We start from the raw sequence: 12211 nt of genomic DNA, 5'->3' as shown, positions 1-12211 counted from the left end.
GAAGCGTGCGGTATGCGCACCCTTAGCCGTAGAGCATTTGCGCAGCATCCGGCCCCGCGCCGTCCAGGCCCATCTGAGTGATCTGCAACGATACACACTTGTCGGTGCCTTTTTGGTTGGCGTGCTGGCTCGTGCCGCACACCTCGACAGCCGCCATCAGACGCATCTGCCGCCCAACCTCCGGCAACTCCGTCATGCCGAGCTTGCGCAACGTCACATCGTCCAGGGAAATACTCAACCCCCACGGGTACTTCGGGCTTCCGTCCGGGGATTCGCTGCTCACGCAGCATTCCCCTTCCTTGGCCTCTTCAGGCGACAGTTTCATGTCGATCAGGTTCATGGCGGTCACCTATTGCGGGATGCTATATCCCTGGAACTGGTTGATGAGGTCGGACGCGGCGTTGCGCTCGCCCGTATTGACAGCGCCCAAGCGCTGCGCCGCGGTAGCGGCCTGCTCGGCGGTGGCCGCGGCCTGCATCATCGCCTGCTGCTGGGCGCGCTGCTGGCGCACCAGCACGGCTTGGTCCAACGGCACCACCAGGCGGGGGTCTACGCCAAGCTGATCGGCGTAGCTGTCGGCCAGCGCGTCCGCATCCAGGCGGTCCAATACCTCGGGCTTGATTGCCGCGACCTGGCCCAGCGTCATGACATAGCGGTCGGTGCTGTTTACGCCGATCGCGCGCTGGGCCTGGGCTAGCATCGAAACGAACTCAATGTTCAGGTCCACGCCTTCCAGCTCGGGCGGCGGCGGCGGTAGCGCGCCTGCGGCCGCCAGACGATGAAACGCCATCTCGACCATCGGGTCGAGCATCTCGTTGTGGAGCCGCTGCAGCACCGGGCCCAGCATGAGCAGCTTTTCCTCGTGCCGTTCGGCCACTTCGGTCGCGGTCATGCGCACGTCGACGTTGGCCAGCATCAGAAACAGGTCGGCATAGAACGTCGAACGCAGAATCTCGCGCGTATCCTGGATGTTGGCCTGCATTCCGGCCAGATCCAGTTGCACCTGCCAGGCCGGCCGGATCGCAGCGTTCGGGTTAGCGGCGTCCACAAACGTAACGCCGCCCGGCAGCATGTCGATGTCGTGATTCTTGAGCGCGGTCGGCGCCTGCACCGGCGGCTTGGTTGTGTAATCCAGCCCCTCGGCCAGCCGCAACTGGCGGTGCTGCAAGCCTTTGACAGTACCCAGCGCCAAGCCGCCCGGCCCCACGCCATACACGTCACCGCCCCACACCTGCCATCGCGGCGCCAGCGCGGGGAATTCCTCGAAGCCCGAGCGGCGCAGCCGCTTGTCGGGGGACTGCCCAAGCTCGAAGTACAGGGACGTGAACTGCATATTGCGCGCATCGCGCATATTCGGGTCTCGATCGACGTTCGGCTCGACGCATTGCACCACCGTCACCCAACTGTCCAGGGAGCCGTTGTCGTAAAGCGACTTCACCGTAGGACTGACGTTCTCGATACCGAACTGCTTCACCAGCTGCGCCACGGTCATGTCGAACTCACGATACAACGTGTCGACAGTTCCCCGATCATTCGCGGCTAGATAAAACTCGCCGACCGGCAGCGGGGAATGGTGGATGACGTCCTTGAAGTCCGGATGCACGAAGCTGACAGCCGTGCCGAACACACCCAGGTCCTGGTACATGCTCTGCAGACTGTTGTACGTATTCGAACGTGCGAACACGTCGAGCATCAGTTTCGTGACGTCTGACAGCCAGACCTTGACCGAGTGGTACTGCATCAGGGCCGGATCCGGTGTGGCGAGGCGAAACCACGGCCGGGCCGGGCTCGTCATGCCCGCCATCAGGCCGGCCGACAACGTGTTGGCCGACAAAGTGCCGGTGGGGTCGTAGATATTGTTGAAGCGCCGCGTACCGCGATTTCGATCAGACGTGAAAAATCGACCGTTGTAAGGCAGGATGAAGTCAGTGAGTTCGCGCCAGAAGGCTTCCCAGCTCGAGCGCTCAGTCTTCAGCCCAGAATATCGGGTTAGGTACTTGTCACGAGGGACGTTCGGAAGCGCCATATTTACAGGCCCAGCAGAGTGTTCTTGCCGAGGTCCAAGGCGGACGGGTCTACGCCCTGCGTCGTGCCGCCGGTCAGCAGCGTTCCGATAGACGAAGAAGCTCCACCACCCGAGCCACCTGCTCCGCGGCGTGCATTCTGAGTGTCCTGGCGTGCAGCGGGCTGCCCGCTCTGTTCCTGCAAAGCTGCTTGATGCCGGCCTGGATTCTCGGTCTTCCACCTTTCGATGGCAGCATCGCGCAGTACCTGCAGGGCGTTCATGCCCGCTTGGGTCCGCCCGTCGGCCTCAGCAGCCGAGTCGTAGCCGCCTTGGTACATCGGCAACGCATCAATCTCTGCCTGAGTCATACCCGCCGCGCCTAACTTCCAGTAGTCCTGGGCCGTGCCAGGCATACTCACGGAGCACATGTCCTAGCCCCCCAGCAGCGTGTTCTTGTTCAACGAGAGATCTGACGAGTCGATGCCGCCCGGCCCGGTCAGAAGCGTGCTGCCGGTGGACGCACCAGGGCCCACGTTGACGCCGTTGCCACTGTTGTTGCGTCGCAGCTGGTCGACATTTGCAGCTTTCTCGTTCTGCTTCGTCTGCGGCTGCTGCGGAGTAGTAGGCTCGACTTTTGGCACACTCGGCGCCATAGCGGACGACAACACCGCCCCGCCCGCCAGCGCGGCGGCCCCTAGAGCAATGGTTGTGGGTTCGCACATTGAAGAGTCCGTCCTATCGGTTCAGGTTTGCGTACGGATCGTAGGAGGCGCGTTGCCGGGTATGCGCACCCGGGATGTCCTCGACGCGGGGCGTGTCGTGCAGGGCCAGGATGTAGGCACTGGCCCAGTCCGGTGACCGGCCAATGCGTTTGATTATGTCTTCGCGGCTTTCGACGTAGATCGTGCGCCCCTGCAGGCGCCACACTGGCGCGCACAGATCAACCAGCAGCTGGCGATCAGGCGGCAAGGCGATTCCGTTGTCCGCCACAGGGTCCAGCGCCTCGCGCATGCGCCACCAGTCGTGGCTGCGGACATTTGCGAAGGTCAACCGGCCTGACTTGTCCGTGCCCGGTGCCGCTTCGGCGCCGTTGATGCCAAGAACGTGTTGGCCGGCCTGCGCCAGGAAGTCGTACGGGCTCGCACCGACGCCCACGACGTCAATGTGGATGGGCGACTTGTCGCGCACCGCGGCGATCGTGACGCCGGCCACGCTCGGGCCGTCGGGCGTCGACTTACCGGCGTAAGCCAGTGGCTCGTCGAACCACCAGCCGTGGCGCCGCGCGATGATCGTGTTGTCGCGCCCGCCGCGCGCCACGTCCACGCCCACGCTGTCCATGCGCGGCTTGTTGTGCATCGCTTTCCAGCGTGCCTGCGCTGCCTCCACCCAGGCCGTGGGGATGACCTGCATAGCGTCGTCTTCCATGCCCGCCTGGAAGTCACCGTAGAGCATTTGGGAGCGCAGCGGCTCGGGCAGGGATTGCAGGGTGGCCATGTATCCGGTCCCCATCAAGTACGGGTTGTCGCTCACGCGCGACGGAATGAAGGTGCGCGACAGGGGCGTGATTAGGTCGCCGTTGTGTTCGAACGGCGTGCCGTCGGCGCATTCCATATCCTTGCCGTCCACGGTGGCGAACCATCGCAGCTCGCCCGGCTGGGCGGGGTTCGGGTGCTTGGGGTCCAACCACGGGGCGAAGAAATCGACGATCCACCGACCCTCTGCGCTCGTGGGCGGGTTGAACGTGAGCAAGGCCTGGCAGCGCTGGGTGGGGTCCACGGACCGCAGCCAGCCCAGCAGCGCGCGCACCTGGCCTTCCAGGAAGTTCGCGGCCTCGTCGAACACCAGCAGGTCGTGCGGTCGGCCTTGGTACTTGTTCCAATCGTCGGGGTTGGGCGTGGATCCGAATTCGATCTGACGACCCGGTAGGCGCCATATGCGTTCGGCGCCGTTGTAGCCGTCGCGGTTGCTCAAAAGCTCGGTGAAGCGGTCCACGATGCCGGTCAGCTGCGTGGCCTCTCGACGCAGCACCAGGATCTTCTGGTGCTGCGTGAGTGACTTGCCGCACGCAAGGTCCGTCTTACCGCCGCCCGCCGCGCCGCCGTACCCGATGATCGTGGCCGTGCTGTCGTAGGCCATCATTTGCGGGCCAGGCAGCGGCCGCCAGATGGTTTTGTCCTGCACAAGGATGGCCTCGACCTCAGCGCGCTCCGCCGGGGTCAGATAGCGCAGCAACTGCAGGATCTCGGACGCGTTCATAGCGCGGCGAGGGCGCCCATCCCCCAGCACCAGCACGCCAGAAGCGGTTCGCCGCAAAGCACCAGGATGACGCCGGCCAGGAAGAAACGCCCGTTCATGCCGGCACTCCTACACCAGGTCGGCGCCAGGCTCGTCGCTCGCTTCCTGCGCCTGGCGGGCCTGCGCCACGGCGATGAGCGCGGCCAGGCGGCCCGCGACTTGCGAATCGCTCATCTGCACCGGACCGCCGTTGGCGCCCGTCAGCTCAAGGCCGGTCTTTTCGCGGTATTTCGGATCGTGCGCCTTGAGCAGGAAGATCGCGAGCGTGTCGCTGTACTCGCGGATCGTGCCGCACTGCAGGCCTTGGTGGAAGACGGGTTTCTCGGTGCCGTCATGTGCGCGGCGCAGCACTTCGTCTTCCAACAGGCCCATGCCAATGCGCTTGGCCTTTTCCCACGCCGCGGCGAACTCCTCGTCCTCGTCGCGCCATTCGTAGACCGTGATTCGTGCTACGTCGATCGCTTTCGCCGCACGCGATACATTTCCCGTTTCCGCGAGGGCGGCGAGGAAGGCGATCTTTTTTTCAGGTGTCAGCTTGGTGGCCATGCTCGGGACGGTAAATTCCGCCGCCCGACACATGTACACCCTACTCCGCTAGGGTCTTCCAATTGCTAGCTACCTGAGCGCGCTGGCGGTACAGGCAAATGTTGCGGACCTGCGCCACGCTGGTATCGAACATTCTGGCGAGCCGCTTGTAGCCAATGCCCTCCACCTCGTGCATCTGACGCATCAACTCCACATCGTGGTCTGTGAGCGTGGCTCGAGGGTGATCTTCCCCGATTCGGGCGCCACGATCGTTCACACCTACCGTGATTCGGGCCATCGCAGTCCTCCAGATCGGTCGGCAGCGTGCGCCAGCGCTACCAATTCAACCCCGCCTCGTACTCCGCCCAGGCCTTTTTGCACGCCAATGCCGCAGCATCACCGGAGTCGGCGCCCACACTGTCCAAGTACGGGAGCCATTCGGCGAGGCTTCGGAGCCTATACGTTTGCCTGTCGTCGAACGCGTCTCGCGCCAAGTCGCCCACAGGGTCGTTCCGCTCCCGCTGTTGGCCAAGCCACTGAGAAAATTCCGTGTATTTCAGGGTCACGCCCTTACTTGCTAATTTCTGCATATTCGCTGTTTCCAGCAGGGGGGACTCGTAAAATTTTCGTTCCTGGAAGCCTGGAAGCGCTGGAGGCACTTACTAGGTTTTTTTTTAAAATCAAATTTCTGAGTTTCCATATGGGAAAATGTAGTAAGTGCCTCCAGCGCTTCCAGGCTTCCAGGATTTCTAGTCAAAACCACCCTCCTCAGCTCTCAATCCGTAAAAATTCCCGGATTCAAGCTTTTTGACAGCTATCCCTTCCCGCTTGAGACGCGCAGAAAATGCGTTTTTGTTGCTGCATCCGCTCGTATCGTGTCCCTCTTCCCGGCACCAGTTGATAAAGTCGTCAAAAAGTGCGGATGCCTTCGACCCGCCCTTCGGGTCGCATTGCTCGCGCTCGCCAAGCCACAGTCCAACCGGATCCTGGGCGCGGAAATAGGTATTCGTCATGTCCGACACCTCGGGCGGCGGCTCCAAGCCCTCGCAGTTGTACGCCATCGCGCCCGCTACCAACCATGCTAGGATGCCGGCGGCCTCGGCCTTGAGCTTACGCACCAGATCCTTGTCGCCGTCGGCCAGTTTCGGGTCGCGCGTCGGAGCACCGGGCCGGTTCCAACGCCGATCGAAGGGAATCAGGTGCAGGCGCCCTCGGACTGCGCCGTCGACGTGGTCGAGATCCGGCCTGTGGTTCGTCATGAGCCACAGCTTGTGCGTGATCTCGAAAGTGAAGGGGCTTTCGTGCAGCCCACGCGCCGTCATGTAGCCGTCACCTGTGTGGCGCTTGACAAGCGCTACGTCCAGCCGCTGATTCTCCTTGCTCTCGCTGCTGATCGCTGCGCGGGCGCCGGCTAGCTTGCGCGCGCTGGGGGTGGGCCTCTCTGCATCGGCGTCACCCTTGCCGGCCATCAGCGCCTCAGGTGCAATCGTCTGACAGTAGTCGCCCATGATCCAGGTCAGGATATCGAGCAGTACGTTCTTGCCGTTGGCGCCCTCCCCCACCGCGATGAACATCTTGTGCTCCCTGGCCAGACCGGTGAGGCTGTAGCCTAACGCCCGCTGCAGGTAGCTTGCCAGGCGCGGCCGCATGCGGTAGCCGCCCGACGCTCGGGGATCCGGCTTGGATGTGATCTCGTCGATAAACTGACGCCACCGTAGCGCCGAAGCGCCAGCATCGAATGCAACCGGCGCGCGGCGCGTCACAAAGGCATCTCGGCCAGCATCCTGTAACTGGCCTGTACGCAGGTCCACCACTCCGTTTTCCGCCCCGAACAACCACGGGTCTTGGTCCAGATCGAGAATAGAGACCGCAAAGCGCGCATCGCATTTGGCCAACCCTTGCATGTTCACCAGGGCGCTGCGATTGCGGCAGTGGACCGCCCATTTGTCCAGGTTGTCCGCCGCTTTGGCTATCGCCTTGCGCTCCTTGTCGTCATGAGTCGGGTCACTCGCCTTCTCGCGCATCTCGGCGCCCTTGGCGTAGTAGAACTCGGCCACACGTAGCGACTGCGACTGCGCCGCCAGACCGGCGGCGTCAACCTGCCACCGCCCCTCGTTCCAGAATAGCCAAGAGCTCGTCTCAGTCACGTACCGTAGATCACCGTTAGTTAGTTCGGCCAGCAGTGCCAGGTTGCCAGCGTCGGTGCGGTCAAGACGCGTGTCAGCGGTGGCTCTGGCCTTGAGCGCCTGAGCGCTTTTCGGGTTGACCCAGCCGCGATCCATCGCCCATTTGAAGATGGACTGGTACGTGAGTTCCTGCGGCTCTAGGTCTTCCTCCCACTTGCGCTGCGCCTCCACGGGATCGTACTTCGGCGAGAGCCCGCTGAAGGCATGCCACATGTCAAGCGCCTGTGTCTCGCGACCGGCTTGCGCCAAGCTTTTGAGCGCTAGGCCCATCTCGGCCCAGAAGGCGTAACCGTCGGCGTCTTCCACGCTAAATGCGGTCATCGCAGACAGCACGTCCGCGATGGTTTCGTCCGACACGCGATGCAGCGTCACGGTGCGATCCAGGTCACTCTGCATTGATGCTGCTGTGCCGCGTTCGGGCCGTTCGATAGTGTCCGGACCGTGCGTGGCGCTCAACCAATCAAAGAAACCTTCCGGCGCCTGCATCACGTCAGCCGGCATATCGGGTAGCCGATGCCCCGTCACTGTCAGGTATCGCCCGCCGTTCCCGCCATACACTTCAATCGGCTTTGCCCAATCCCGCGCGATGGAGCCTTTAAGGAAGATGCGCACACCGCGACCGGAAGGTGAGAGTTCTGCATAACTGCCAGCTCGCGCCACGATCTCAGCGGCCCACTGCTGCAGCTCGCCGTCTGGACCCATGCAGTCGTCCAGGTCGATGCCGACAAGCGACGACTGTTCCGACATCCGAAAGCCCAACCCACCCTCGCCGACCAAGCTTAGGACGTCGTAGCCAGCAACAGCGGTATCGAAGTCACTCCAGCCCGTGCCCCGATTGCTCGAAACATTGCGGGATACGTTGAGTGGATTCTTCGGCACTTTGGTGTGCTTGGTCCGTTCTTCCGACCAGACAGCCTCCCATACGCACCAGCGCGCCGGATACGCTCGTAACGCCGCCGGGATGTCAGCAATTGCGGGCGAAAGAATGCTCGGAGGCGCCCTCATTTGCTAGCACCCAACCGGGCGATATCATGGGCCAGCTTTTCACGAAGGTCCTTCAGGTCCTGCCATGCGCGCCCGTGCGTATCCCGCATAGCGCGATTGCCCCATTCATTGGCGAACTCAAAGGCCGAGCGTGCGGCTGCCTCGGCGGTCTCGACTGTTGCCAAACCGCGTTGCAGTTCTGCAATGGGGAGCGATTTGCCAGGCGTACAATTCCAGTTGCTGATATACAACATGTTCAACTCCTCAAACAACATGGCCCCAGGTGCGGCCTGCTGCAATGCTTAGCACGGTGGTTTTGCTCACATTGAACTGGCGCCCGATTCCGCGCGCGGACTGTCCTGCGGCGACAAGGCGACGAATTGACCGCACATCGGCTTCGGTCAATCGATGAAGCCCGTGGGCTTCGCCCGGCGGCCGCCGCCCATTCAAAGCAGCCCGCCGCATGTTCTCGGCGTGCGTCACCCATTCGAGGTTGTCCACGGAGTTGTTGGCAAGATCGCCGTCGATGCGATGGATTTCTGGTAGCTCCTCGGGGTTTGGGATGAAAGCTCGTGCGACCAACTGATGCACCCCAAAGCGCTTCACCGATTTATCTACTTTGAGTGTCACGTTGTAGTAGCCATTGTTCCCTCGCGCGCATCGCATAATCCCACCGCCCACACGTCGGCCGCGGAGCGTCAATCGCGGAATTGATCTCACGCGACCAAGGCAGCTCACTTCGTAGGCTGCTTCATAGCCGGGTACTGCGCGCCAAAACTCTGTCATATCACCCTCCACTGTATGACCTAAGCGCTCGTCTTCCATTCGTAGGACGCCCACAGGATCGAGACTACCGATAGGCAGCGCCAGGCGCGCCTCGATCTTCCGTGCCATGCGCTCGCTGATGTTGCGCTTCGGGTTCTTGCCGATGAGCTGGGATATACAGGCCTGGCTGACCCCCAGGCGTCGCGCCAGCGCGTCCTGGCCGCCCTCGTTCTCGGCGATCTTGCGCAGGTGGGTCAGCCGGGCCGCGTACACCGCGGCCAATGGATCTTCGTTGCTCCTGCTGTGATGCCTCATGACGCACCTTGCTCGAGCAGGCGGTAGATATCTTCAGCCCGCCACATCGTCATACGCTTTCCGAAGCGTACAGGTGCAGGGAAACGACCGGACTTAACGCCGTTCCACCAAGTCGTGTGTGATACGGGAAAAATTGGCGGGACGCCTCTTTTTTTGTCACCAAGGATCTGTTTGGCGCGAAGAAAGATTGGTACAGAGTTCTGCATGGCAAGCTCCGAATTGGAACAATGCCGCCGGCTTGCATAAGAAGAGAGCGCCGGCAGCGGATCCCGGCGAGCGCCGGGCATTTTGATCCGCAATCCGCCGGCTCCGATCAAAATCGGAGGGAGGACATTCCCTGGAAGCGGAGTTGCCAGGGGCTTAGTCCTCTCCGTCTTCAGCCAGATAGGCTTCGGGGACGTTACCCGTACCACGCGAGTGCTAGCCCACTGCGCAAGGCGATTTAAGCGACCGTAGCCGAATTGACATTGTATGACGTTGAACAATTTCTGACCCACCCCATTGACTCGAATTGAGCGTAGCGAGGCGCCTGTGGCGTCCTCGCGTTGCCTGATTGCGACAGAAAATTAGCCTTTGCTTATGTTCCTGATACACCAGTCGCCACAACGCTGGCTTCGCGTTCGAGCAGTTGGAACGTATTGGCCATGAGCCGCAACAGGGCTTGTTCAGTGGCCGAAGAGAGGGGGGCCACTTCAATATCCTCGTCACCGGTGCGTGCTTCGCGCTCGACGCTGTTGTTCAGCAGCACGGCCAAAACTCTAGCTGCGTCACCTGCGACCGCTTCAGTGAAGCTTGCGAGCTCGACAACACGGCGCAATGGCGCGGGCGTGGCCAGCAGCGCTTCGTCGCTAGGGGTGCTATGGGGAAATTCAAGAATCGAGACGGGGATTTGGTTAGCCATGGCGGCCTCCTTCGTGAGGTAGGCCCGCCGCTCATCGCCAAATGAGGTGGGCGGGCAGAAAGCAGGGTTGGCGAACCGGACACAAAGGAACCCGGCATACCCGAAGGTATCCCCGCAATCGCCCGCCCGAAGAGGGTGCGCAAAAGCGTATGGACGTAAAAATACCGCCTTATGGCGGTCGTCCGCCGATGTGATTCCAGGTCGCCAAACCTGGTCCCTGTTGAGCAGGGACAACGTCAGTATATAGAAGCTGGCGTCGCTTGTGAATAGATTTCGATGCCGCCTATTTTTTAGACGAACGCGCCGCCAAAATCATCGCTTGCTTTGCTTCGCTGAAACTCAACTTCGTGCCCGATCCCAAGGGAGACTTCGCGACCGGCGCGTCGGCTGGCGAGGCTGTAGACCTTGAAGCTTTATAGTCGTCCCAGGCGGCATCAAGGTCAGAGCGCTCGTAGATGATGGAAGGACCCGCACGGGTACCCTTGCCGGCCAGTCGCGGCGCGATGTTAGTGTCGAAGAACCGGCGTCGCACGCCCAGGTATGCCTGGGCCTCTTGCGTTGTGAACCCGCGCTTTTCCATGCTGCATAGCTCGTGCTGACGAGAAGACCAAGGCTACTTCATCTGGCACATAGCTGTCTGCTCAACCGGCTTTAGCAGAAGCTACTCTTGGAGTGCACCAGGCGGCCCAGTCTCGCATCATTTGGCGTCGCCGATCAAGCATATCTCCACGACGATAAGCCGCCTCAACCTTGTCGCTTACCGCGTGCGCCAGCGCCATTTCGGCCATCTCGGAAGGGTACTCCGTTTGTTCGGCAGCCCAATCGCGGAACGAAGAGCGAAACCCGTGGACGGTATAGCCGGGCCGCATGCGACGCAGCAACATTGTGAGCGACATATCGGTCATAGGCTGTCCGCTCCGCACGCCGGGGAACACCCACTGGCTTTGGGCGATTCCTTTGGCGCGCTTCAGCACCTCTTGTGCGGCTTCGGAAAGGGGAACACGGTGCGCCCGTCCAGCCTTCATCCGATCGCCAGAAATGGACCAAAGCGTGCCGTCTTGCGCAAACTCATCCCACGTCGCGCGCAACACTTCGCCACTGCGCGCAGCCGTGTAGATGAGAAATTCCACCGCAAGCGCGCTCACCCCGTCCACAGCTCTTAGATCCGCCACAAACTCCGAGAGTTCGCCGTAAGGCATCGCAGGATGGTGGCGCACCTTCGCGACCTTGGCAGGCTTCGGCAGCAGTTTATCGAGGTGCCCACGCCACCGCGCCGGGTTCTCACCTTGACGCAGCTTGCGCGCCTTCGCTGCATCGAGAATGCACTCAATGCGACCGCGCAGCCGGCTGGCGGTTTCCGTCTTCGTCTCCCAAATGGGTTGAAGCACTTTCAACACTGCAGCGTCGTCCACTTCGCCGACCGGCACGCTACCAAACACTGGGTACGCGTAGGTCGCCAGGGTGTTCTCCCACTGCTGCAGGTGCTTTGAGTTTTTCCAGCCCGCACGATTGGCTTTGATGTACGTCTCGGCCGCGGCTTTGAACGTCACCTGTTGGGCACGGTCGCGCGCATCCCTCTCAGACAGTTCCGCCAACATCCTTTCCCGGTTATCCACGGGGTCAATGCCGTCGGCAAGTAGCGCTCGCGCCTTGATGGCCTTTTTCCTGGCTTCTTTGGCGGGCACCGCCGTGAGCGCCCCAAGCCCCATTTCTCGCCTGCGCCTGTTCAACTGATAGCGGAATATCCAAGATTTCGCGCCTGTGCTGCTGACCTGCAGGTAAAGGCCATCACCGTCAGAGTGCATGCCTTCGCCTGCATGCTTGATTTTCAATTCGCTAAGCATCGGAATCCTCGTCCACACCCGCCATTTTACCCACCACATACGGCGTTTATTGTAGCGAATCAAATTTGACAACAAAGTACAAACTTTACGGATTTAAGTCTTTTTGTCCAATTAAATCAATAACTTAAATTTAATCAATCGAACGAACATGAACCTTATTTTAGTAATAAATGGCGGACACCGCTTCCGCCAGAAGACCGCCCCCCATCCCCTTCGGTTCACCCGCGCCACCCGCCCGCCATCACGGTCCAGGGCGCGTCCGCTCGCGCCCCTGTTGCGCAGATATCATTAACAGCTGAAAAACCCCTGAATAGAAACGATTTCGTCTACTATCTGGCGCATTCCGGGCGGCTCGCGGTGGCGAACCCGGTCAAAGAACCGGCGACACAGC

General features: G+C 61.4%; 13 protein-coding genes. All 13 read right to left on the bottom strand.

Features of this window, described 5'->3' with window-relative positions; genetic code table 11:
• Positions 1-22 precede the first annotated feature (22 nt).
• Positions 23-340, bottom strand: a complete 318-nt coding sequence (gene gp10 / locus AOZ49_RS21060; protein ID WP_156350567.1) for a capsid staple protein — start codon at positions 338-340, stop codon at positions 23-25.
• Between the two features lie 9 nt (positions 341-349).
• Positions 350-2026: a portal protein gene (locus AOZ49_RS21055; RefSeq protein ID WP_054434513.1), complete on the bottom strand. Its 1677-nt coding sequence runs from the start codon at positions 2024-2026 to the stop codon at positions 350-352.
• A 2-nt stretch (positions 2027-2028) separates the two neighbouring features.
• On the bottom strand, positions 2029-2373 hold the full coding sequence (locus AOZ49_RS21050; protein ID WP_156350569.1) for a hypothetical protein: 345 nt from the start codon (positions 2371-2373) through the stop codon (positions 2029-2031).
• Positions 2374-2436: 63 nt separating this feature from the next.
• Positions 2437-2727 carry a hypothetical protein gene (locus tag AOZ49_RS32630; RefSeq protein ID WP_156350571.1) on the bottom strand — a complete coding sequence of 97 codons (291 nt, stop codon included), beginning with the start codon at positions 2725-2727 and terminating at the stop codon, positions 2437-2439.
• Between the two features lie 13 nt (positions 2728-2740).
• A complete protein-coding gene (locus AOZ49_RS21045; protein ID WP_054434517.1) occupies positions 2741-4261 on the bottom strand; it encodes a terminase in 1521 nt (506 codons plus the stop codon).
• 108 nt (positions 4262-4369) lie between these two features.
• Positions 4370-4846, bottom strand: coding sequence for a terminase small subunit-like protein (locus AOZ49_RS21040; protein WP_054434522.1), 477 nt, complete (start codon positions 4844-4846; stop codon positions 4370-4372).
• Between the two features lie 728 nt (positions 4847-5574).
• Entirely contained in the window at positions 5575-7890 is a 2316-nt protein-coding gene (locus AOZ49_RS21025; protein WP_197286756.1) for a phage/plasmid primase, P4 family, read from the bottom strand.
• A gap of 122 nt (positions 7891-8012) precedes the next feature.
• Entirely contained in the window at positions 8013-8249 is a 237-nt protein-coding gene (locus AOZ49_RS32625; protein ID WP_156355700.1) for a hypothetical protein, read from the bottom strand.
• Positions 8250-8259: 10 nt separating this feature from the next.
• Positions 8260-9075: an NUMOD4 domain-containing protein gene (locus AOZ49_RS31865; protein ID WP_082380523.1), complete on the bottom strand. Its 816-nt coding sequence runs from the start codon at positions 9073-9075 to the stop codon at positions 8260-8262.
• The gene (locus AOZ49_RS33030) at positions 9072-9281 is read right to left on the bottom strand and encodes a helix-turn-helix transcriptional regulator (protein ID WP_082380522.1); all 210 of its coding nucleotides are present in this window, start codon (positions 9279-9281) and stop codon (positions 9072-9074) included. Before AOZ49_RS33030 ends, AOZ49_RS31865 begins: the two co-directional genes overlap by 4 nt.
• A gap of 371 nt (positions 9282-9652) precedes the next feature.
• Complete coding sequence (locus AOZ49_RS32620) at positions 9653-9976, bottom strand: hypothetical protein (RefSeq protein WP_156355699.1); 324 nt, start codon at positions 9974-9976, stop codon at positions 9653-9655.
• 283 nt (positions 9977-10259) lie between these two features.
• Positions 10260-10556: a hypothetical protein gene (locus AOZ49_RS32615; protein ID WP_156355698.1), complete on the bottom strand. Its 297-nt coding sequence runs from the start codon at positions 10554-10556 to the stop codon at positions 10260-10262.
• Positions 10557-10617: 61 nt separating this feature from the next.
• The gene (locus AOZ49_RS21015; protein ID WP_054477536.1) at positions 10618-11820 is read right to left on the bottom strand and encodes a tyrosine-type recombinase/integrase; all 1203 of its coding nucleotides are present in this window, start codon (positions 11818-11820) and stop codon (positions 10618-10620) included.
• Positions 11821-12211 lie beyond the last annotated feature (391 nt).

This window comes from Achromobacter sp. 2789STDY5608615 (genome assembly GCF_001298995.1).
Classification (GTDB): domain Bacteria; phylum Pseudomonadota; class Gammaproteobacteria; order Burkholderiales; family Burkholderiaceae_B; genus Achromobacter; species Achromobacter insuavis.
Note: the sequence above shows the minus strand (reverse complement) of the source record. Positions and strands in the feature narration are given on the sequence as shown.

Excerpts from the sequence above, each read along its gene's own strand:
- AOZ49_RS33030 (WP_082380522.1), bottom strand. The coding sequence starts at position 9,281 with ATGCAGAACTCTGTACCAATCTTTCTTCGCGCCAAACAGATCCTTGGT.
- AOZ49_RS32615 (WP_156355698.1), bottom strand. The coding sequence starts at position 10,556 with ATGGAAAAGCGCGGGTTCACAACGCAAGAGGCCCAGGCATACCTGGGC.
- AOZ49_RS32620 (WP_156355699.1), bottom strand. The coding sequence starts at position 9,976 with ATGGCTAACCAAATCCCCGTCTCGATTCTTGAATTTCCCCATAGCACC.
- AOZ49_RS32625 (WP_156355700.1), bottom strand. The coding sequence starts at position 8,249 with ATGTTGTATATCAGCAACTGGAATTGTACGCCTGGCAAATCGCTCCCC.
- AOZ49_RS21015 (WP_054477536.1), bottom strand. The coding sequence starts at position 11,820 with ATGCTTAGCGAATTGAAAATCAAGCATGCAGGCGAAGGCATGCACTCT.
- AOZ49_RS32630 (WP_156350571.1), bottom strand. The coding sequence starts at position 2,727 with ATGTGCGAACCCACAACCATTGCTCTAGGGGCCGCCGCGCTGGCGGGC.
- AOZ49_RS21050 (WP_156350569.1), bottom strand. The coding sequence starts at position 2,373 with ATGACTCAGGCAGAGATTGATGCGTTGCCGATGTACCAAGGCGGCTAC.
- AOZ49_RS21055 (WP_054434513.1), bottom strand. The coding sequence starts at position 2,026 with ATGGCGCTTCCGAACGTCCCTCGTGACAAGTACCTAACCCGATATTCT.
- AOZ49_RS31865 (WP_082380523.1), bottom strand. The coding sequence starts at position 9,075 with ATGAGGCATCACAGCAGGAGCAACGAAGATCCATTGGCCGCGGTGTAC.
- gp10 (WP_156350567.1), bottom strand. The coding sequence starts at position 340 with ATGAACCTGATCGACATGAAACTGTCGCCTGAAGAGGCCAAGGAAGGG.
- AOZ49_RS21040 (WP_054434522.1), bottom strand. The coding sequence starts at position 4,846 with ATGGCCACCAAGCTGACACCTGAAAAAAAGATCGCCTTCCTCGCCGCC.
- AOZ49_RS21045 (WP_054434517.1), bottom strand. The coding sequence starts at position 4,261 with ATGAACGCGTCCGAGATCCTGCAGTTGCTGCGCTATCTGACCCCGGCG.